The organism is Uliginosibacterium flavum, assembly GCF_040566545.1.
GTDB lineage: Bacteria > Pseudomonadota > Gammaproteobacteria > Burkholderiales > Rhodocyclaceae > Uliginosibacterium > Uliginosibacterium flavum.
In genome coordinates, this window is the sequence record NZ_JBEWZI010000002.1 from 289,155 (window position 1) to 310,478 (window position 21,324).

Annotated in this window: 17 protein-coding genes; 2 read left to right on the forward strand and 15 right to left on the reverse strand. The window is 60.2% G+C overall.

Features of this window, described 5'->3' with window-relative positions; genetic code table 11:
* Positions 1–50: 50 nt before the first annotated feature.
* Entirely contained in the window at positions 51–2,288 is a 2,238-nt protein-coding gene (locus tag ABXR19_RS03040; protein ID WP_354599604.1) for a putative bifunctional diguanylate cyclase/phosphodiesterase, read from the reverse strand.
* Positions 2,289–2,572: 284 nt separating this feature from the next.
* Positions 2,573–3,754, reverse strand: a complete 1,182-nt coding sequence (gene metK, locus ABXR19_RS03045; protein ID WP_354599605.1) for a methionine adenosyltransferase — start codon at positions 3,752–3,754, stop codon at positions 2,573–2,575.
* A gap of 207 nt (positions 3,755–3,961) precedes the next feature.
* Between metK and ABXR19_RS03050 the strand changes: the two genes are divergently transcribed.
* Positions 3,962–4,867, forward strand: a complete 906-nt coding sequence (locus ABXR19_RS03050; protein ID WP_354599606.1) for a lysophospholipid acyltransferase family protein — start codon at positions 3,962–3,964, stop codon at positions 4,865–4,867.
* Positions 4,864–5,733, forward strand: a complete 870-nt coding sequence (locus ABXR19_RS03055) for a lysophospholipid acyltransferase family protein (protein ID WP_354599607.1) — start codon at positions 4,864–4,866, stop codon at positions 5,731–5,733. The genes ABXR19_RS03050 and ABXR19_RS03055 overlap by 4 nt, the downstream gene beginning before the upstream one ends.
* Positions 5,734–5,935: 202 nt before the next feature.
* On the opposite strand, the gene ABXR19_RS03060 is transcribed toward ABXR19_RS03055, so the two are convergent.
* The 13 genes from ABXR19_RS03060 to ABXR19_RS03120 form a co-directional block, all read right to left on the reverse strand.
* Positions 5,936–6,766 (reverse strand): symmetrical bis(5'-nucleosyl)-tetraphosphatase, encoded by an 831-nt coding sequence (locus tag ABXR19_RS03060; RefSeq protein WP_354599608.1) that lies wholly within the window; start codon positions 6,764–6,766, stop codon positions 5,936–5,938.
* Positions 6,763–8,634 (reverse strand): polysaccharide biosynthesis protein, encoded by a 1,872-nt coding sequence (locus ABXR19_RS03065; protein WP_354599609.1) that lies wholly within the window; start codon positions 8,632–8,634, stop codon positions 6,763–6,765. The genes ABXR19_RS03060 and ABXR19_RS03065 overlap by 4 nt, the downstream gene beginning before the upstream one ends.
* 16 nt (positions 8,635–8,650) lie before the next feature.
* Positions 8,651–9,670 carry an MraY family glycosyltransferase gene (locus ABXR19_RS03070; protein WP_354599610.1) on the reverse strand — a complete coding sequence of 340 codons (1,020 nt, stop codon included), beginning with the start codon at positions 9,668–9,670 and terminating at the stop codon, positions 8,651–8,653.
* Positions 9,671–9,674: 4 nt separating this feature from the next.
* Positions 9,675–10,619 (reverse strand): NAD-dependent epimerase/dehydratase family protein, encoded by a 945-nt coding sequence (locus tag ABXR19_RS03075; protein WP_354599611.1) that lies wholly within the window; start codon positions 10,617–10,619, stop codon positions 9,675–9,677.
* Positions 10,616–11,758: a glycosyltransferase family 4 protein gene (locus tag ABXR19_RS03080; protein ID WP_354599612.1), complete on the reverse strand. Its 1,143-nt coding sequence runs from the start codon at positions 11,756–11,758 to the stop codon at positions 10,616–10,618. Before ABXR19_RS03080 ends, ABXR19_RS03075 begins: the two co-directional genes overlap by 4 nt.
* A complete protein-coding gene (gene asnB / locus ABXR19_RS03085) occupies positions 11,758–13,716 on the reverse strand; it encodes an asparagine synthase (glutamine-hydrolyzing) (RefSeq protein ID WP_354599613.1) in 1,959 nt (652 codons plus the stop codon). The genes ABXR19_RS03080 and asnB overlap by 1 nt, the downstream gene beginning before the upstream one ends.
* A gap of 17 nt (positions 13,717–13,733) precedes the next feature.
* Entirely contained in the window at positions 13,734–14,870 is a 1,137-nt protein-coding gene (locus ABXR19_RS03090) for a glycosyltransferase (protein ID WP_354599614.1), read from the reverse strand.
* Positions 14,871–15,126: 256 nt separating this feature from the next.
* Complete coding sequence (locus tag ABXR19_RS03095; protein WP_354599669.1) at positions 15,127–16,218, reverse strand: glycosyltransferase; 1,092 nt, start codon at positions 16,216–16,218, stop codon at positions 15,127–15,129.
* A 5-nt stretch (positions 16,219–16,223) separates the two neighbouring features.
* A complete protein-coding gene (locus ABXR19_RS03100) occupies positions 16,224–17,159 on the reverse strand; it encodes a glycosyltransferase family 2 protein (RefSeq protein WP_354599615.1) in 936 nt (311 codons plus the stop codon).
* Positions 17,156–18,091 carry a glycosyltransferase family 2 protein gene (locus tag ABXR19_RS03105; RefSeq protein WP_354599616.1) on the reverse strand — a complete coding sequence of 312 codons (936 nt, stop codon included), beginning with the start codon at positions 18,089–18,091 and terminating at the stop codon, positions 17,156–17,158. Before ABXR19_RS03105 ends, ABXR19_RS03100 begins: the two co-directional genes overlap by 4 nt.
* Positions 18,092–18,149: 58 nt before the next feature.
* Positions 18,150–18,941, reverse strand: a complete 792-nt coding sequence (locus ABXR19_RS03110) for a methyltransferase domain-containing protein (RefSeq protein WP_354599617.1) — start codon at positions 18,939–18,941, stop codon at positions 18,150–18,152.
* Between the two features lie 66 nt (positions 18,942–19,007).
* Entirely contained in the window at positions 19,008–20,297 is a 1,290-nt protein-coding gene (gene murJ / locus ABXR19_RS03115) for a murein biosynthesis integral membrane protein MurJ (RefSeq protein WP_354599618.1), read from the reverse strand.
* On the reverse strand, positions 20,294–21,307 hold the full coding sequence (locus ABXR19_RS03120) for an NAD-dependent epimerase (RefSeq protein WP_354599619.1): 1,014 nt from the start codon (positions 21,305–21,307) through the stop codon (positions 20,294–20,296). The genes murJ and ABXR19_RS03120 overlap by 4 nt, the downstream gene beginning before the upstream one ends.
* Positions 21,308–21,324: the final 17 nt, after the last annotated feature.

The following is a 21,324-nucleotide window of genomic DNA, read 5'->3' on the forward strand; positions in this document are numbered from 1 at the left end:
ACGGCCATCTGCGGGCATGCATGCTGAAGAGTCAAGCGGGTAGAGGCTTTTCAGCCAGCCCTCGATCGCCTGATCCACGCACGCAGATCATCCAGCGGCATCGGTCGGCCGAACAGATAACCCTGCGCTTCGGGACAGCCCATGCGCTTGAGCAAATCCGCCTGCGCCTCAGTTTCCACGCCTTCGGCAATGACCTCTTTACCCAGGCGCTGACCCAACTGGATTACCACCCCGGCGATGCTGGCATCAGCCCCGGCTTCGTCCAGATCGCAGACAAAGGCCTTGTCGATCTTGAGGCGGTCGACCGCCATGCCCTTGAGTTGCGCCAGCGAAGAGTAGCCGGTGCCAAAGTCATCCACCGCCAGCTGAATCCCCATACCGTGCAAGGCGTCCAGCGTTTCCCGGACATACACGGCATCTTCCATGGCAATCGATTCGGTGATCTCAAGCTCCAGACAACACGGGTCAATCCCCGAGTCACCGATGATCTGGCGCAGTTCGGCCAGAAACGCCGGATGGCGGAACTGGATCGCCGACACATTGACTGCCATGCGCAAACCTTGGCAGCCTTCGCCATGCAAGAGCGCCAGGACGCTGCAAGCCCGCCGCAGCACGAAAAAACCAATTTCGCGAATCAGCCCGGACTGCTCCGCGACGGGGATGAAGCGATCCGGGCCGATCATTTCACCACTCTCGGTGCGCCAGCGCACCAGCGCCTCCAGCCCGATCAGACGACGGTCACTCAATGCGATCTGCGGCTGATACACCACAAACAAACCCTCGGCGCGCATGGCCGTTCGCAAACCGGTCAGCAGCGTCACACGATCATGGGTCTGACGTGAAATCTCCGGCGTATACCAGGCCAACTGCCCACGCTGCGTAGACTTGGCCGTGCGCAAGGCCTGAAACCCGGCCTCCAGCGCGGCGGCGCCGCCACTGGCCTCCACATCCACAAGGCGCGTCAGGCCCATAGTGACCGACACCATGCTCTCCTCACCCAGCACCGAAAGCGGCGTCGCAAACATCGGCAGTAAAGTCTCCGGCAGCACGCAATCCTGCGGGCCGAGCACCGCAAAAATATCCGCCGACAAGCGTGCCAGCATCGCCTCAGCCGGCACGCCCGCACGCAAACGCTCACCCAGCGCCCGCAACAAGGCGTCACCAAAAGTCTGGCCCAAGGCCTCATTGATCTCGCCAAAACGGTCAATATCAATCAAGGCCAACACCCAGCCGCCCTGCGTACCTGCGGCACAGCGCGCATCCAGCAACTCGCTCAGGCAGCGGCGATTCGGCAGGCCCAGCAAACGGTCATAGAAGGCATCATGGTGCAGGCGCGCCAGCAAAGAGCGGTTGTCCAGACAAGCCGCAAATTGCGCCGCAAAGGTTTCCAGCACGCTGTCATCCACCTGACGGCGCACCAGCGCAGACGCGTCGAGATACAGGCTCAGCACACAGCCATCGCGCGCCGGGATGCTCAAGGCGACCCCTTGCGCGCACCATTCGGCTCGCTGATTTTCCAGGCTGCGCAAACAGGCGCCAGTCAGGTCGGCATCCAGCAGGCTGGACAGCGGAAGCCCCTGCGCTGCGCTGCGCGCGCCGGTGGCACACAATACGCGCACGTCAGCCCAGACGTCACCGGCCTGCCGCAGCAGCGCCAAGCCCGCGCACGCCACCTGCAGCATTGCCGCGAATTGCTCAAGCACCCCGCGCGCGAACGCTTCGTCATCCTCCAGGCTCATCAAGGCGCTACCGCCCTGAATGATGCGGCGTAGTTGCTGCCGACTGGCTTCGATACTGCGTATCTGCCGATAGGTACGGATTGCCGAAGCCAAGCAGGTAAAAATGTGATTGCGGGTGAGCTCGGATTTGGTCCGGTAATCGTTGATATCGTAATCGCGGATCGCCGTGATCTCGGGTGCAAAACCGGGCTGGCCGGTATGCAGGATGATGCGGGTATCGATCAGCTTCAATTCAGTGCGAATCGACTTGACCAGATCAAGGCCGGCCTGCTCATGCTCCATCACCACGTCCAGCACGATCAGGGCCACATCCTTCTCGCGCTGCAGCAAGGCATACGCCTCGCGGGCCGAATACGCATGCAGCCACTCGATCAGACCACCTTCCACCACCAGATTGTTCATGGCAAACACCATGGACTGATGCACGCCTTCGTCGTCGTCGACGATCAGGCAACGCCAACGCAAAGCCTCCGGAACAAGCTCATGGAGCTCCTGAGCTTCTTCTGCAAACAGAAACAGGGGTTCAGCTTGCGAACTGTCGTGCGTCACGAGGGCGGCCCTGAGTGATGGGAAAAAGCGCAGATCAGAGCTTGTAAACGGCACTCCGGCGCATTTCTGAATACGCACCAGCCCTATTCGCCAAGTACTGAAAACCGCAGTTGCCAGCCCATTTCTGAAGCGTGGCGAAGCAAAATAGGAGTCATCATGCTTTACGGCGAGACGGCTGTAAACCAAGGCGCAGTGAGGCTTTCCACAGACAAAGAAAAGGCTGCGCGCGGCAGCCTTTTTGGCAATCCTGGATCAAGCCTGGCAGACGCCAGGCTGTCTCAGACTCAAAGTCCGGCGGACGCGCGCAGTGCAGCCGCTTTATCCGTAGCCTCCCAGGTGAATTCTGGCTCGGCACGGCCAAAGTGGCCATATGCAGCAGTCTTCTGGTAGATCGGGCGCAGCAGGTCGAGCATCTGGATGATGCCTTTCGGACGCAGGTCGAAATGCTCGTCGACCAGTGCCGACAGGCGCTCATCCGAGATCACGCCGGTACCGTTGGTGAACACGGTCACGTTCATCGGCTTTGCCACGCCGATGGCGTAAGCCACCTGCACCTGACACTCGCGCGCCAGACCGGCAGCGACGATGTTCTTCGCCACATAGCGGGCGGCATAGGCGGCCGAACGGTCGACCTTTGTCGGGTCTTTGCCGGAGAACGCGCCGCCGCCATGCGGGCAGGCGCCGCCATAGGTGTCGACAATGATCTTGCGGCCGGTCAGGCCACAATCGCCTTGCGGGCCGCCAATCACGAAACGCCCTGTCGGATTGACCAGATACTTGGTTTTCTTCAGCAGATCCGCCGGAATCACCGCCTTGATGATGTCTTCGATGATGGCTTCGGTGAAGCTGGCTTTCATCTTGGTCGGCGATTCGCTCTGATCCGGGCTGTGCTGGGTGGAGATCACCACGGTGTCAATCTCGACCGGCTTGCCATCCACGTAACGGAAAGTTACCTGACTCTTCGCATCCGGGCGCAACCAGGGCAGACGGCCGTCCTTGCGCAGCTCGCTCTGACGCTGCATCAGGCGGTGTGCGTAATAAATCGGGGCGGGCATCAGCTCGGGGGTTTCATCGCAGGCGTAGCCAAACATCAGGCCCTGATCGCCGGCGCCGATATTCAGGTGATCGTCAGAGGCGTGATCGACGCCCTGAGCGATGTCGTTGGACTGCTTGTCATAGCAGACCATGACTGCGCAACCCTTGTAGTCGATGCCGTATTCGGTGTTGTCGTAGCCGATGCGCTTGAGCGTATCGCGGGCGACCTGAATGTAATCGACGTGGGCGTTGGTGGTGATTTCACCGGCCAGCACGACCAGGCCGGTGTTGCAGAGGGTTTCGGCCGCCACGCGCGAACGCGGATCCTGCTCGAAAATCGCGTCCAGAATCGCATCGGAAATCTGGTCGGAAACCTTGTCCGGATGCCCTTCCGAGACGGACTCGGAGGTAAAAAGAAAATCATTGGCCATAAGGCACTCCACAAAAGCAAAAACCCCGGATGATCGTCGGCGCGGCCGACTCCGGGGTTTCGAGTGGTCGACGCTTTAGCAGAATTTGTGTGTGCGGCTTGCGCTGCACAACCGCCCTGCAAGTTGTCTTAACTCGGCGGTGCGCGATTATAGCCCCCGCCTCGCCCTATAATGCAAGCCCTTTTCCCCCTGCCCATGCAGCCAAACGTGTCACTCAACCGCCTGCTTCCACCCCTGTTCCGCCTGTTCGGCCGCTTCTCGCTGCCTGCGCTGCATCGCCTGGGCGGCTGGGCCGGACTGGCAACCTACGCGTTGTCGGGCAGCTACCGTCGCCGCCTGCAGGAGAACATGGCGCGCGGTCTGGGACGCAACCCGACGCGTACAGAACTGCACGCCAACGCCAGTGAAACCGGCCGCATGATGCTGGAGTTGCCCTTCGTGTGGCTGCGCCCACTCGACGAAGTCCTGCAGCACATCGTCGAAGTAGTCGGCTGGGATCTTGTCGAATCTGCGCACACAGAGGGCAGCACGATCATCGCCCTGACCCCGCACATGGGCTGCTTCGAAATCGCCTCGCAGTACTTCGGCACACACCTGCCGATGACCGTGCTGTATCGCCCGCCCAAACAAAGCGGCATTGAACAGATCCTGCGCGCCGGGCGCGCGCGTGGTCAACTCACCCTGGCCACGGCGGATCTGGCCGGAGTGCGACACATCATCAAAGGTTTGCGCCAAGGCGTCTCCACCGGCCTGCTGCCCGATCAGGCGCCGGGCAAGGGTGAAGGCGTATGGGCCCCCTTCTTCGGCAAACCTGCCTACACCATGACATTGGCCGCACGCCTGTCCGAGGTGAAGAACACCCGCGTGCTGCTGTTCTGGGGCGAACGCATCGTCGGCAAGGGCTGGCGCCTGCATATCTTCGCACCACAAACACCAATCGAAGGCAGCCTGGAAGAACGCGTGCATGCCATCAATCACGCTGTCGAAGACGTGATCCGCAAATGCCCGACGCAATACCTGTGGGGCTATAACCGCTACAAAACCCCGGCCGGTGCGCCGCCGCCTCCTTCGGCCGATGCTTCCCCCTCACCCCTTGCTCCTGACGCTGAATGACACGCATCTTTCTCGCTTTTCTGTGGTTGCTGCACTGGCTGCCACTACCGGTTCAAGCCGCCTGTGGCTGGCTTCTCGGCCACCTGCTGTATGTGCTGGTCGTGCCGCGTCGCCGCGTCGTGCTGACCAACCTGCGCCTGTGCTTTCCCGAACTTACAGCAAGCGAGCGCCGCAAGCTGGCGCTCCGCAATGTAGTAGCTGTCACCCGTTCATTTCTGGAACGCGGCATCGTCTGGTGGGCCTCCGAAGCGCGCATCCGGCGTCTGGTCGAGCTGCGCGGACTGGAGAAACTCCAAGCACTGCAGCGCGAAGGTCGCGCGATCATCTTGCTGACCCCGCACTTCACCAATCTGGACGCCGGCAATCGCCTAGGCTTGGAGATTGACGTCGTCAGCGTATTCTCGGCGCAGAACAACAAGCTACTGGAAAAAATGCTCCTGCACGGGCGCACACGCTTCGGAAATCAGCAGCTGCTGTCGCGTCAGGACGGCATCCGTGGTGCAGTGAAGGCCCTAAAAACCGGCCGCCCGCTGTACTACCTGCCGGATATGGACTTCGGTCCGCGCGACTCGATCTTCGTGCCCTTCTTCGGCGTGCAGGCAGCCACTGTGCCCGGCCTGCCACGTATCGCGCGTCTGGCGAACGCCGTCGTGATCCCGCTGATCATCCTCGCCAAACCGGATGCGAAGGGCTACGTCTGTGAATTCGGCGATGTCTGGCAGGACTTCCCGAGTGAAGACCCGGTCGCCGACACCGCACGCATGAACGCCTTCATCGAAGCCGAAGTCCGCAAACACCCGGAACAGTATTACTGGGTACACAAACGCTTCAAGACCCGCCCGCCGGGGGAAGCGAAGCTGTATTAAATTCAGTGCTGAGTGCTGAGAATTGTAGGAGCGGCTTCAGCCGCAAAAGACTTCGCGGCTGAAGCCGCTCCTACAAAACCAACGATGCCGCACCTCGAGAGCCGCACTGATCAAGCCTCTTCAGCACGCCTGCCCGGAGACGCTTACCGGGAAAGGCTCTACAAGCATGTCCCCCTAATTCCGAGTCCCGAGAGTCCCCAGCTCAATCCCGCTTGCCCGAGGACTCAGCACAAGCGCAGGCCTGCTGGAAAACCTGCCCGTCTTCCAGACGCCACGCAGTCAGCGCGCCGCCCCACACGCAGCCGGAATCCAGGGCAATCACTTGCCCGGTCTCACGAAAGCCCAGCGCCGACCAATGCCCATGCAGAATCGTATGGCTGCGCCAGCGTGCATCGGCTGCTTCGTACCACGGCACATGGGTCGGCGTTTCTTCCGGTCGCCCCTTGGGCTTGAGATCGATACTTCCGTCGAGGCGCAGGAAACGCAGGCGGCACAAGGTATTGACGATGATGCGCAAGCGGTCCGGCCCTTGCAGATCGTCGCTCCAGTTTTTCGGTTTGCTGCCCCACAGACCGCGCAAAAAGGCTTGCCAGTCACAGCTTTGCAAGGCAACTTCCACCTCGTGCGCCAATGACTGCGCCTGCGCGATGCTCCACTGCGGCAGCAGGCCCGCATGCACCATGGCGAAGCTGTCTTCGACGTGGAACAAAGGGAGATGGCGCAACCAGTCGACCAGTTCCTCACAGTCCGGTGCGTCAAGCAGATCCTGCAACGTGTCGTCCGCGCCTTGCTCGACCGCACCAGCCACCACGGCCAGAAAGAAAAAGTCATGATTGCCGAGCACACAGGTGGCTCGCTCGCCGAGGCTGCGCAAATAACGCAACACGGCTGCGTTGCCCGGCCCACGATTGATCAGATCACCCGCCAGCCAGAGCTGATCTTGGATAGGATCAAAATCGCACTGTGCCAGCAATGCCTGCAGCGGCTCGGCGCAGCCCTGCACATCGCCGATCACATAGCGGAAACGGGTCATTGCACCGAGCGCAGGAAGCCACCCGCTGCCAGGCTGGCAGGCGTGGCTTGCTGCATCGGCTCGTATTCAGGCACCCAACGCCGTAAGCCCGCGCGCACTTGCTCATCGGCAGGGCTGGCGCCCTGATCCAGCCAGGCCTCCACTTCGTTGATGAGATCGACGGCCACAGGTCGGGAGCACGCAATTCGCAACTTGGGATGCGGCGTTGCACGCGTTCGTTCAGCATCGGCCAGTAACTCTTCGTAGAGCTTTTCGCCAGGCCGCAAGCCCGTAAATTCGATGCGAATCTCGTCTTCAGTAAAACCTGAAAGGCGGATCATGTTGCGCGCCAGATCGACGATTTTCACCGGCTCGCCCATGTCGAGCACGAAGATCTCGCCGCCCTCGCCCATCGCGCCAGCCTGCAAAACCAGCAGCGCGGCCTCCGGAATCGACATGAAGTAACGGGTGATTTCCGGGTGAGTCACCGTGATCGGACCGCCACAGGCAATCTGCTCCTCGAACTTCGGGATGACACTGCCATTACTGCCAAGCACATTACCAAAGCGCACGGTTTCGAAAAGTGTCGTGGGCTGCGCAGCATACAAGGCCTGACACAACATCTCGGAGAGGCGTTTGGTCGCGCCCATGACATTGGTCGGATTCACTGCCTTGTCGGTCGAAATCAGCACGAAGCGCTGCGCCTGATGCTTCTGCGCACAGCGTGCCACCGTCAAAGTGCCCAGCACGTTATTGCGCACGGCCTGCCAGGCATTGCGCACCTCCATCAAAGGCACATGCTTGTAGGCAGCAGCATGGAAAACTACCTGCGGAGCATAGGTCTCGAAAATCTCATCCAGACGCGTGGCGTCCTTCACGTCAGCGGCCAGCGTAACGACTTCAAGCACAGGCTGATACTGCGCAAACCACTGGTCAATCGTATAGAGGGCAAATTCGCTCTGCTCCAGCAAGATCAAGCGTGCAGGCGCAAAGTGGGCGATCTGTCGGCACAGCTCGGAGCCGATGGATCCGCCGGCCCCTGTGATCAATACCGTCTTGTCCGACAACAAGCCAATCACATTCGCGGTATCGATGCAAACCGTCTCGCGACCCAGCAAATCCTCAATCCCCACTTTGCGGATGCTATTCACGGAAATACTGCCGGACATGATGTCTTCGAGCGCGGGCACCGTCAGCAACTGCAGATTTGCCTGCGCACAAAGATCAGCCACCCGGCGACGCAACTCCACCGAAGCGGAAGGGATCGATAGAATGACATGGCGCGCTTTCAGGTCCCCGGCAATCTCGGGCAAAGAGGCTATCGCGCCGACAACGCGATGCCCGCCCAGCTCACGCCCCCACTTGCCCGCGCTGTCATCCAGCAAGCCCACCACGCGCCAGTCCGGGCTTCGCTCCATATCCCGCACCAGCATGGCCGCAGCGCGGCCGGCGCCGATCACGATCACCGGCTTACCCTGGCCCACCAGCGCGCCAAACATGCGATGTTCTTTCCACATGCGATAGGCAATCCGGCCGCCGCCCATGAATACGGTCAACAACAAAGGATAGAGCACAATCAGCGAACGCGGCACCGCTGGCAGCGGATGGAACAGCATGGCATACGCCACCATCGCTGCCAGCGATCCAGCCACCGCCTTCAACACCCGCTTCATATCCGGCAGACTGGCAAAAATCCACAGGCCCCGATACAGGCCAGCAATCCAGCACATCAAGGCATGCACCGGCAGGATCACCGCCAGACCGACAAAAATGGTTTGCGCGTACTCGTCAGGCCAGGAGAAATTAAACCGCAGCCAGAATGCGCCTGACCACGCCAGTGCGGCCACGCCCAGATCGAACAGGAAGACCAGCAGGGATTTTCGACTCATTTTCAGCATCACCTTGTCAGGCGTTGATTTTATCCGACTCAGGCAGCCCGGCATCGAAGCGCCAGGCCAACCAGATCAGTGCGGCCAGACTGAGGCCTGCAAACAACAGTGCCCACAGCGGCCAAACCATGCTCGCCAGGGCCAGTGGCAGCAAGAGGAAAATATTGATGAGCAAGACCGATAGTGTCACAGGTTTGTGCGCGCCCAAACGACGCGACGCCCACTGATAGGCATGCGTGCGATGCGCATCGGTCACCCGGATGCCGCGCAGCCCACGCCGAACCAGTGTCAGCGTGGCATCGACCAGAAAGACGCCTAACAGAATCGTCCACGGCCAGATCGCTGTCGTGCCCAACGCCGTCGCATGCAAGGCCATTACACCAAAGCTGTAGCCCAGAAAACCACTGCCCGCATCGCCCATGAAGATACGCGCTGGCGGCCAGTTCAAGAGAAGAAAGCCCGTGGAAGCCGCCGCCAGCAAAAACAGCGGCATGCCATCCGCGCCAGCCAGCCAGAGTAGAGCCCCACCGGCGCCACCGACAAACACGGCTTGCATCCCAGCAAGGCCGTCAATGCCGTCCATGAAATTGTACAGATTGATGGCCCAGGCCAGCGCCAGACCGGCGACGCCGGCGCCGAACCATCCCCACGCAAAGCTCGTAAACCCCAGATCCAGGCTCGGCCATCCGCCCAGACAAAAAACCGCCCAAGCCGCTGCGAGCAGATGAAAAGAAAATCGCAGCTTGGCCGACAACGATGAATGGTCATCCCAGAAGCCAACAATGGCGACCAGCGCGCCGCCAGGCAACAAAGCCCAAAACAAGTCTGTGGCCATGTCGCCGTATAGAAACCAGCCGGTGAGAATCAACAGAAATGCCAGAACGATGGCTACACCGCCACCACGTGGCGTCGGCACGGTATGCGAACTGCGCGCATTGGGCACATCAATGATCTGCTTCGCCAGGGCATAACGACGCAAAAGCAGCGTCCCCAAAAACGCCAGAATCATGCTTGCGAAACACAGCCAGATCTTCATTCGATCAACCTTTGTGGTGCGTCAGATAATACTCAACCGTCCGTTGCAATGCCTCCTCCGCAGACACGGAAGGGTTCCAGCCCAGCAAGCGTCGCGCTTTGCTCGAACTCACTTCAAGCGTGCCAATCAGCCGCCGGAATGCAGGCCCCAGGACAGGTAGCACTTCGCAGCACCTCAATATCCAGAGCGGGAACGGCAACAATGCCGACCGCTTGCCCATTGCCACTGCGATGCGGTGCACCAACTCGGGCGTACTCAAGGTGAGATCCTCGGCCAGAAACAGTTGGTTGGCCGCAGCAGGACGATCGCAGCACAGCAGGATCAGCTCGGCAAAATTCCACACATTCACGTAGCTGCGTCGGGCCTGTACCCGCCCAAGCGGCAAAGGCCAGCCATGATCTACCAGACGTAGCAGTTTGCGAAAATTCCCGCCGACATTCGCGCCATAAACCAGCGGCGGCCGCAGCACCACCCACTCCATGCCATGCGATTCGGCGAATTCCTGCAGCGCCGTCTCAGCCAACCATTTCGAACTGCCATACAAATCCAGCGGGCCGGGTCTGGACTCCTCGATGAAGGCCTGCCCCCCCGAGGACTCGCCGTTAACCTTGATGCTGCTGATGAACACAAAGCGCCGGACCCCGGCGGCTGCAGCCTGTTGAACCAGACGCCGGGTAGCATCCACATTTACACTATGATAAGCAGCGGCGGCGTGTTTGCGATCCTCACGCATCTGATGCACCCGCGCAGCCAGATGCACCACCACATCAATCCCGGCAAACGCGGCCGACCAGTCCTGCGTCGTCGCCAGATCGCCAACAAAGCATTCACTCAAACCGTCAGCGGGCTGTGTACGCACCACTTGCCGAACAGAATGCCCGTGCGCAATGGCTGTCGCGCAAAACACCTTGCCCACAAATCCGCTTGCACCCGTCACCAGAATTCTCATGCCTCAAGCAGCTCCGCGTAAACCTGCAAAGTCTGTTGTGCGACCGACTCCACCGAGAACTCAGCCTCGGCCAGTCGCCGACCCGCTGCACCCATACGGACACGCAGGGCGGGGTCTTCAACAAGAACCTTGATTGCGCCCGCCAATGCAACGACGTCCTTTACGGGGACCAGCAAACCGTTCTCTCCATCACGAACAACCTCACGGCACCCCGGCGCATCGGTCGTTACAATTGCCCGGCCGCACGCGGCAGCCTCCAACAATGACTTAGGCACACCCTCACCGTAATAGGAAGGCAGACAGGCGATATGACAGGAAGCCAGAATCGCCGGCACATCACTGCGCCGCCCTAACCATTGAACAACGCCATCGTCCTGCCAACTCTGAAGCTGCGCTGTAGAAATAGTGGCGGGATTCGCGTCATCCGGCTCACCCACCAGCAGAAATTCGGCGCTCACCCCTTGCTGACGCAACAGTCGGGCTGCCGCTACAAAATCGCCGACACCTTTGTCCCACAGCATGCGCGCAACCAGCACGATTCGCGGCACGCCATCAGGCTCGGGCCTCAGCGCGTACTCGGCAAGATTCACCCCCGCCCCCTTGATCAGGCGCACCCGTTCCAGCGACACAATGCGCGCGCCAACCATCTCTGCAACGTTATCCGGATTCTGCAAGATCATGCGCTTGCGCCCACCCCCGAGCAGCACGCGGAATGCCACCAGCACCGGCACGCGCAACACGCGGGCCTTAAGCGAAGTCGAGCTGAAAAGGATTCCCATCCCTGCCATCGCATTCACCACACGCGGCACGCCCGCCAGCATGGCCACCAGACTTCCGTAAAGAACCGGCTTGAGCGACACATGGTGCACAAGGTCGGGTTGTTCCTGCCGGTAAATTTTCCAGAGCTGAAACAAGAAACGGATCTCGGCCAAAGGATTCGCACTACGGCGCTCCAGCTCGATCGGGATCAGCCTCAGGCCCGCCTCCAGGATCTGTTCCCCGTGCTCACGCACCCGGGTCACCACCGTAACTTCATAATCCGCCTCGCGCGCAGCAACACCCAAGGGCAAACGATGGGAACAGAAGTACCAGTCTTCGGCCACGAAGAAGAGCAGCTTTTTCTTGCGTACACCAAGCATCAAAGATCCTCGCCTTGATGTGCCAGCCACTGCTGGAACATCAGGACATCCCACAGTGGATACTGCCAGTTACGCCGGCCAGAGAGATGCTCAGCCCAACGCAGACGAATCAGGGCAGGCTGCAGATAGCCTTCGCGACGCAGGCGGGACTCATCCAGCAGATCCTCAGCCCAGTCACGTAGCGGGCCACGCAACCAGTCGCCAATCGGCACACCGAAGCCCATCTTGGGCCGCTCAATCAGCTCGCGCGGCACATGCCGATACAGCACTTCGCGCAGAGCCCACTTGGTGTCATGCCCTCGCAATTTCATGTGCATGGGCAGGCGCCAGGCAAATTCGACCACCCGGTGATCAAGCATCGGCACACGCGTCTCCAGCGACACGCCCATCGCAGCCCGATCCACCTTCACCAGGATGTCATCCGGCAGATAGGCCGTCAGATCCATCGCCATCATCTGCTCGACAAAGCTGGCGCCCTCGACAATCATGCTGCCGTCTGTCAGACAAACCGGAGGCTCCGAGCCACCAATCACCAGCGCTGCCGGACAATGCCAATGCGATATCAGCATCTGATACAGTACCAAGGGCGAATCGGCCCCCAGCACGCGTGCGCCCTTATGCAGCTTGTCACCAATATTGCCGTGGCGCAGCGAGCGCGGCATCACCGGCGCCAGCGGCCCCAATAGCCGATTCCAGGCGCGCGGCGACAGACCATGAATCGCCCCACCCATCGCCTTGCGAACGAAGCCGGGCATGCGCGAGAGTTTTCCCCACATGCGTTTGGCAATCAGGTAACGCGTATAGCCGCAAAACAGCTCGTCCCCCGCATCACCCGAGAGCGAAACCGTCACATGCTCACGCGCCAGCTTCGACACGAGATAGGTCGGGATCTGCGACGCATCCGAGAAGGGCTCGTCATAGAGGCTGGGCAACAAGGGGATGACATCCATCGCCTGTTGCGGCGTCACATACAGCTCGGTGTGCTCCGTCCCCAGATGCCGCGCAACCGCCTTGGCATGGTTGGCCTCGTTGTACTCCTTTTCGTGAAAGCCAATAGTGAAGGTTTTCACCGGCCGCGAGGACTGCGCCTGCATCAGCGCCACAATCACCGAGGAATCCACCCCGCCGGACAGGAAAGCTCCCAGCGGCACATCGGCCACCATCTGCTGCGCCACCGCATCCTTGAGCAAACGCTCCAACTCATCCACCGCCGTTTCTTGGGTGTGATGATCCGGCTCGACAACCCCCCGCGCCACCATCGCCTGCGGATCCCAGTAAAGCTCCGATACGCCCTCATGGCTGCGAGCAGAAAACACCTGCACACTGCCCGGCCGCAATTTTTGGATACCACTGTAGATCGAGTGAGGTGCAGGAATGTAGCTGTAACGCAGCAGCTGGGTAATCGCGTCACGATTGACCCCTGCACAAAACGCCGGATGCGCCTTGAGCGCCTTGAGTTCCGAGCCGAACAACAGGTATTCACCCTGCCAGCCGAAATACAGAGGTTTCTCGCCCAGGCGATCACGGGCCAGCGAAAGCGTCTGAGCCTGGCGATCCCACAACGCAAGCGCGAACATCCCGATGGCGCGCTCCAGCGTAGCCTTCAAACCCAAATATGCGAACCCGGCCAGCAGCGTCTCGGTGTCGGAATGCCCCCGCCAGGCCGGTGCGGCGCCAGAGGCCTCGAGCTCCTCACGCAGCTTCAGGTGGTTATAGACCTCACCATTGAAGGCAATCACATAGCGCCCACAAGGCGACAGCATCGGCTGATGTCCTGCCACCGACAAATCCAGAATCGACAAGCGGCGATGCCCCAGCGCAATACCCGCCGCTTCATCCAGCCATTGCCCGGAATCATCCGGCCCGCGATGGGTGATGCGATCAGTCATGCGCGCGAGTGCGCCTGACCAACCCTCACGTGCCCCACCCATCGAGAAAAAACCAGCAAACCCGCACATAGCGCAATCCCGCCTGATTACCCCTGCCGTAAAGACGACAAGTGCTTAAAAATTTCTTCGTACAAGCCTGCCACCTGCCGGATTTCAAACCCCTCCAGCATACGCTCGCGCCCGCGTGCACCCATGATCTGCCTTTCGGCTGCCGACAAACACAACATTGCTTGCATCGCCTCAGCCAGTGCGCGGACATCGCCTGGCGCAACGACCTTCCCGCAATCGCCGACAATCGCTTCCGAGTCGCCCACATCCGTCGCCACGCAAGGCACTCCGCAAGCCAACGCCTCCCCCAGCACATTCGGGAAAGCCTCGCCGAAAATGGACGCCAGGCAGCTCAGATCAAGCGCCGCGGTCAATCGAGGAATATCGTGACGCAAGCCAAGGCAATGTACCCGCCCAGTCAGACCGTGCCGCTCAATCAATCCGCGCAATTCGACATTGTCACCAGTTGCGCCAACGCCAGCCATGACAAAATTCACACCCGGGCGCATTTTCAGCAGTAATCCAGCCGCCTCAAGAAATCCAGCATGATTTTTCTGAGGCGAATAGCGCGCAAACAAACCCAGCAGCAAGGCATCTTCGGGCAAGCCCAGCTCAGCCCGCACGGTTTCGCGTGCGACAGGATCTGGCGCAAACTTTTGCAGATCAAATCCGTTCTGGATCATGCAGAATTTTTCGGGCCGATATCCTTCCTCGACATGGAGGTCGCGCGCCCGCACCGAACAAGTGATGATGGCGTCCGGCACGGGGCCGGAAAGCCAGCTGCACAACTTGATAACGCCACGCGTGGCACGACTGGTCAAGCGCTCATCCACCCCGGAATTCCGGATACCCCAGGCAACCGGCACGCCCGCCAGCTTCGCCGCCAACCCGCCAATCAGGTCTGCGTGGTACATCCAGGTCGACACCACGTCTGCATTCAGCTCGCGCAAACGTCTGGCCAGCTGAAGAATGGCGAATGGATTCGGCCACCCTGGATGCATATCCAGCGCTTCAACATGAATCCCCGCCGCCTGATACTTGGGCAACAAATCGCCGCCAGCACGCAGCGTGATAACCGTAGCCCCCTGCAGATGCTGGCCATGCTGCAGCACTTTGAGCAACATGTTTTCTGCTCCACCAGCGACCAGACCAGTAATTACAAAGACGACCTTCATGGCTGCCCCCCTCGCATGAAAAGGGCTGTAGAGGGAAGAGAGAAAGGAGAAGGGAGAAGAGAAAAACCAGATACTTCCCGCGCCCTGCCATCTGGAGAACCGCAACTGGCGGGCTTACCCAGCCCTACCCCTTGAAGACCATCGCCCATAGAAGATCTCCCGGCGGGCACACTGAAGATCCTCACCCACAGAGGATCTCCGGGCAGGTCGTACACGACCCATGCCCCTTCACCCTTCACCCTTCCCTCCCACACCCTCACTCATCCACCTCCTCAAGCAACAATTCTTCGTACAACCGAACAATGCGCTCAACAGCATAGGGCGCCACGACATCCGGCAACACCCGTGCCGGCCTGCGCGCAGCCCAGCACCGCAATGCCGCCGCGAGCGCCTCCGCACTGATCGCCTCGGCAATCTCGCAGGCGAGAACATCGGCCAGCGCCTCGCGCACACCACCAAGGCAAGGCGTGGCGATCACCGGCGTGCCGCAGGCCAGCGATTCGAGCACCACATTCGAGAAGCCTTCGTAACGCGAACTCAGCACGAAGCCATCAGCCGCGGCAAACCACGCGTAGGGATTGGACTGAAAGCCGCGCAGGTAAATGCGCCCCCCCTGCCCGGCGGCATCGATCTGCGCCTGCAGGCGTTCGCGTTCCGGCCCCTCGCCAAGAATGTCTAGCTGCAGATCCAGCGCCGGGCATTGTGCCACCGCCGCAACGAGTAGGTCGAAGCCCTTCTGCGCAACCAGACGACCGGCAGCGACAAAGCGCAGACGCCCCGGCACACATGCAGCGAACTCGGCGGGCAAGGCCTCCGCGCCGCGCGCCCGGATCGTCTCCAACGCAAGCGGGTTGCGGATTACCCGAGTCTTGTTCAGCGGAAAGCCAAAGTGCGCGACCAGATCATCACGCATGTCATACGACTGGCAGACCAGACGATCCACGCGTCGATAGGCGTGGCGATACAGCGCCGCCCACAGGCGCGGCCGGCGGAATTCACGCAGGTATTCGCTGACGACCATGGTCTCGCGAGCTACGTGGCGCAAGCCACGCGGAAAGAAGACCCGCATCAGACTCAGGGCCAGATTCAGGTGGCCCAGCGTGGAGAACAGCAGCTCGGGCCGCCGCGCCCACAGCAGGCGGATGATCTTCGGCAGCGCTGCCAACACCCGCGTGCAGCCCAAGTCGATCAGCTCCACGTCGGCCGGCACGGCATCTCGATACGCCGCATCGCGCATATCCACCACGGCCAACACGGGACGAATGCGCGTGCGGTCAAAATGCTGCAGCAAGATCAGCATCACCCGCTCCGCACCACCGCCGTGCAGGGAGGGAATCACGAACAACACCGTCTTCAAGACGCCACTCCGCAGCGCCGCCGATCCCGCCAGGCCAGCAAGGCGCCAGCCGGAAAGCACAGCGCACACAGCGCCCGCGCAGCAAAGCCTTGCGGCCAAGCCAGAATAACGCCACGCGCAGCACGATCATGCAAACTGAATCGCGCCCAGTTCACCGCCATGCGCACAAACCAGAGGGGCGCAAAGCGGAACCAGCCCAGTTCCTGCGACAAGACCTGCCGCGCCCAGCAGGCCTGACCGGCCGCATTGCGGCGCGCATCCTGCACACCGGTGACCATGATCGAGTCCCTGGAGTGAAAATACACGCGCACCACCTCGTTTACGAACAAGGTCTTGTACCGCGCGCCGATAGCCCCCCACGCCACCCCCTCGGGAACATGCCCGGGAAGGTCTTGCGGAAAAGGGAATTGTCGCAGCACATCCGTGCGGATGAAGCCCCACTTCTCCCCGCCAACCCGATGGCGATACGCCATCTCCTGCGGCGAGCTCTCCATCACATCCTGCGGGAAGCGCTGGCCCACCAACTGCCCGGCCTCATCCACGCACAAGGCGCTGACGCCAGAAAACTCCTCATGCCGCCCGGCAGGAATGGACAACCAATGCTTACGGAATATCCCCAGTGCATCGGCAGGGCAGGCATCATCACTATCGAGCGGCAAAAAGAGCTCGCCCTGCGCCTCAACAACCCCGCGATTGAATGCCGCTTTCTTGTGGCCGTTCGCTTGCCACACGTAACGCACCAGAAAATCAGCCTCCGCCTGCCAGCGTTCAAGCAACTCACGTGTGTTGTCGGTCGAGCCATCATCGACGATCAACCATTCGAAGTCGCGACAGATCTGTGCGCACAAACTGTCATACACGCGATGCAGCACGGAGGCGCGGTTGTACGTCGGCGTGAACACCGTAAACAAGGGGCGACTCTGCTCGTTCACGCTTTGCCCTCCCCGTCCGGATAGCGCCTGCGATAATAACCAGTAAGGCCCGCCAAAATCCGCAACACAGCTGGCGGATACACCGCCCACGCCAACATCCGGACGCCGAACACAGTCCATGCCATACGCAAGAGCCGCAAGACCTCGCCGCCGCCCTCGCGCGAAACCGTTACACACACAGCAGACAACCCGTGCGCCTCGCAACGCAGGCGCAGCCAGGTCGCCAGCCAGGCGGGCATTCCCGCCACACGCGCGGCCGCGACAACCGATGCCCAGATGCGCAGGTTGTCGAGCTGCTGAGGCCCCTTGGCTGTCGCCGTAGTATTGCCTCCATGCTGACGCCAGACGCCGACGCAGCGATCCAACAAGACCACATTCCCCTGCGTCGCCAGTCGGTACAAAGACTCCCAGTCGGAGCTGATCGCGGGCGAACGGTAAAAATCAAGCAAGAAGGCCTTCTTGCGGTCGTACACGACAGCCATGTGCATGAGCTGATGCTCTGCGGGCAACTCCGCCACGAGCACAAGTCCGCAAACCCGACGCACGCCAAGCGTCACACCAAACGTTTGCTCCGGGTTCTCAGACGTTGATGCATACCCGGCAACCATCACACACGCAGGATCTTCCTCAAAGAAAGACATGGCTTCTGCAATAAAGCCCGGATCGAGGAAGTAATCGTCCCCGTCCAGATTGACGACGTAATCCCCGCTTGCCAACTCGTAGAACAGGCGACGGTAATTACCCACGCGGCCAAGGTTACGTTCGTTGCGAACGATCTTCAGACGTGGATCATCAAAACGCTCAAGACGAGCCAGCGTGTCGTCTGGCGAGGCATCGTCGCAGACGATAACTTCCAGATTCGACCAGGTTTGCCCTAGGGCGGACTCGACCGCCTGCTCGACAAAGGCAGCCTGCACGTAGGCAGGGATCATCACCGAGACCAACGCCCACCCCGTCCCGCAGCCCTGGCTAGCACTACAGCTCATTCATTCACGCCTTGCCAACCAGAACTCGAATGACTTTCCCCGGCAGCCCAAGGAGCTTGACGTAGTAGTGCGCAAAGCCCTGATAGGTCCGGTCCGGCAGGGCCGACGCCAAGCGAACAGGGAAAAAAGCCATCCGAACAAGTTGCTGGCGCAGCGATAAGCCGCCCTGCGAAACAAGCATCTCCTCATGGAGCTTTTTTTGATCTTCCAGAGCTCTTGCTTTCAATGCAGGCAGGTCAACATCAAAAAGTCGCGGAGCGCCTTTTTTAATCCCGACGAAGTACAAGTCGCACACATACGGATTCTTGATGAAAAAATACTGCTCGAATAATTCATCGAGCGTCAGGCTCCGTCGAAAGTCTTTCTCCGTGAGATTCAGGTAATAGTCCCAGCCGACACTCTGGGTCCCCGGTGACGATTTCGGAGAGGTACGCGTGGTGCCGTGCTCCAACTGCCCTGTTGTCGCACAGGTAACAAGCACTACGCCTCCCTGTCGGGTCATCCGATGCATGTTCCGGAGAGTTTCGACCCACTGAGGGTTGTGCTCGAAACATTCGCAGGAAATAGATAGCTCGTAAGACGCGTCTGGATGGTCAAGCGTCCCTCCTTCACACACAACGTCGACGCCCGGGCCTTCCGTCAAGTCTACGCCGACGTAAGAGCTTCCTTCGAACACCTTCCGGACTTCGCCATTCACATCGTACGAACCGATCTCCAGAATCCTGAGATCGCGATAACTGTCAGACAGAGCTCGACTGACCGAGCGGACGAATTGAAGCTGCTGCGGATGTGCCATTTTTGGCCTCCAATAGATAAACCGTCTTGCGTGAATTGATGGCTTCAATCCACGCAAGCTAATCATTCACTCTTTCCATGTCCCGAAAAAATACAAACACAAACAGAGCGCAGAAAACAAATGCATCACAACTGAAGATAGAACGACACCATTAAGTCCGAGCGAGTCGATCAGAATCACATAGGCCAGCGCCTTGACTACAATCCCGAGCAGAATTACGACTATCAAGACGGCATGACGCTGAGTGGCTGCCATGACGTTGAACATGAAGATAGCCACAAAATACGCCGGCATCTGAATCAGACTCCAGCGTAGAACCTCGGTTACCTGAACACTATCCTCTGGCGTGAACGCTCCGCGCTCGAACAGCAAGCGCACCCCCTGCGGCGCCAGCAAAGCCGCAACGCCAGCACAAACCACGCTGGCAACCACAATCAGCAACACCCAGCGCCCCAACCTACCGCGCAGATCTTCCCCTTTTGCGACCACCCGGGACAGCACAGGCAGACAGGCACGGCTCAGGCTGGTAGCACCGAGCCCCAGCAACAAAGCCATGATCCGGTTGGCGTAGCCGAGGGTGGAAATTGCACCATCGCCGAGCGACCCACAGAAAAACTGATCCAATAAGGGCAACAGCGCCGTCAGCGCCTGAGCGAACAACATTACCCCAAAGCCACGCCGGAAATCGATCCAAGCCAGCGCTTTGAAAGACAATCGAGGAACTTCAAACTCCCCAGCACGCCGCGCGAACCAGATAAAAGTGCCGGCCTGAACGGCAAAACCAAACACAGTCCCCCAGATCAGCACGGCGGGCCGGGCATCCAGCAGAAGCAAGGCCAGCAACAGAACCAGCGAGGGCACCGCTTCCAGCAAGGTATTCAAATGCCGCCCGGCGGCCAGCATCCACGAAGCCAGCAGACTGGAGATCAAACCAAACGGGACGATAAGGGCCAGCACTTGCAGCATACCCTCGCCAATCCCCCCGCCTTGCCCATGCACGATCTGCGGCAAAACCGGGGCACACAGAAAGAGACCAACGCCAATCAACACCCCGGCAGCCAGCGTCCAACCCAGCAATTCGCTGCGAAAACGATGAAGTTCCGCCTTGTCTCCGCCCTGCAGGCGCGCGGACAGAGGTACGAGCACGATCGAAACCACACCCAGCGCTAACGCCACCGGGTAATTCACAACATTGAAGGCCAGCAGATAGCCATCGACCGCCGGTGCCGTGCCGAAGCCGGAGGCAACGGCCATCTCCTTGAAGGCCCCGGCCAGCTTGGCGAGGAACACGAAACCACCCACCCACAGCATGCCGCGCAGGATACTGCGACCGGCGCTATGTCCCGTGTCGCTCATGCCGACAGGCGGAAATACCCGCGATACCAGGCCACAAACCGCGCCATGCCTTCAGCAATCGGCATGTCCGGCTTGAAATCGGACCAGGCCGTCAGCGCAGAAACATCTGCCGAAGTTACCGGCACATCGCCCGGCTGCATGGGCTGGAAATCTTTTTCGGCGGTCTTGCCGGTCGCAGCCTCGATGGCGGCGATGAAGTCCATCAGCGGCACGGGATCCTGATTGCCGATATTGAAGACGCGATAAGGCGCGCGACTGGTGCCGGGGTTCGGCGCCTTGCCGTCATAGGCCGCGTCCGGCTCGGCAGGGAGATCCAGCGTGCGCACGACGCCCTGCACGATGTCGTCGATATAGGTGAAATCACGCAGCATCTTGCCGTGGTTGAAGACCTTGATCGGGCGGCCTTCGAGGATTGCGCTGGTGAACAGCCAGGGCGCCATATCCGGTCGGCCCCAGGCACCGTACACGGTGAAGAAGCGCAAGCCGGTCGTGGGGATGTTGTAAAGATGGCTGTAAGTGTGGGCCATCAGCTCGTTGGCCTTCTTGGTCGCCGCGTAGAGACTGACCGGATGATCCACAGGATCGTGCTCGGAGAAGGGCGTCTTCTCGTTGCCGCCGTACACGCTGGAGCTGGAGGCATATACGAGATGCTGCACGGCGTTATGGCGGCAGCCTTCGAGGATATTCACGAAACCGACCAGATTTGAATCCACATAGGCATGTGGATTTTCCAGCGAATAACGCACGCCGGCCTGGGCGGCCAGATGCACAACACGTTCGAACTTCTCTTCCGCGAAGAGCTTGGCGATGCCGTCACGATCAGCCAGATCGAGTTTAACGAAACGGAAATTGGCAAAGGGTGTGAGTTGCGCCAGACGATCCAGCTTGAGCTGCGGATCGTAGTAGTCGTTCAGATTGTCGAGACCCACGACTTCGTCGCCACGCTGCAGAAGCAGGAGCGAGGTGTGCATGCCGATGAAGCCGGCGGCGCCGGTAACGAGAACTTTCATAGAAGAGGCGCTTTCAG

Bases quoted from the DNA above. Each gene is read 5' to 3' on its own strand.
- ABXR19_RS03070 (WP_354599610.1), bottom strand. From the start codon at position 9,670: ATGAAGATCTGGCTGTGTTTCGCAAGCATGATTCTGGCGTTTTTGGGG.
- asnB (WP_354599613.1), bottom strand. From the start codon at position 13,716: ATGTGCGGGTTTGCTGGTTTTTTCTCGATGGGTGGGGCACGTGAGGGT.
- ABXR19_RS03055 (WP_354599607.1), top strand. From the start codon at position 4,864: ATGACACGCATCTTTCTCGCTTTTCTGTGGTTGCTGCACTGGCTGCCA.
- ABXR19_RS03090 (WP_354599614.1), bottom strand. From the start codon at position 14,870: ATGAAGGTCGTCTTTGTAATTACTGGTCTGGTCGCTGGTGGAGCAGAA.
- ABXR19_RS03065 (WP_354599609.1), bottom strand. From the start codon at position 8,634: ATGAGTCGAAAATCCCTGCTGGTCTTCCTGTTCGATCTGGGCGTGGCC.
- murJ (WP_354599618.1), bottom strand. From the start codon at position 20,297: ATGAGCGACACGGGACATAGCGCCGGTCGCAGTATCCTGCGCGGCATG.
- ABXR19_RS03080 (WP_354599612.1), bottom strand. From the start codon at position 11,758: ATGCTTGGTGTACGCAAGAAAAAGCTGCTCTTCTTCGTGGCCGAAGAC.
- ABXR19_RS03105 (WP_354599616.1), bottom strand. From the start codon at position 18,091: ATGATCCCTGCCTACGTGCAGGCTGCCTTTGTCGAGCAGGCGGTCGAG.
- ABXR19_RS03110 (WP_354599617.1), bottom strand. From the start codon at position 18,941: ATGGCACATCCGCAGCAGCTTCAATTCGTCCGCTCGGTCAGTCGAGCT.
- metK (WP_354599605.1), bottom strand. From the start codon at position 3,754: ATGGCCAATGATTTTCTTTTTACCTCCGAGTCCGTCTCGGAAGGGCAT.
- ABXR19_RS03060 (WP_354599608.1), bottom strand. From the start codon at position 6,766: ATGACCCGTTTCCGCTATGTGATCGGCGATGTGCAGGGCTGCGCCGAG.
- ABXR19_RS03075 (WP_354599611.1), bottom strand. From the start codon at position 10,619: ATGAGAATTCTGGTGACGGGTGCAAGCGGATTTGTGGGCAAGGTGTTT.
- ABXR19_RS03120 (WP_354599619.1), bottom strand. From the start codon at position 21,307: ATGAAAGTTCTCGTTACCGGCGCCGCCGGCTTCATCGGCATGCACACC.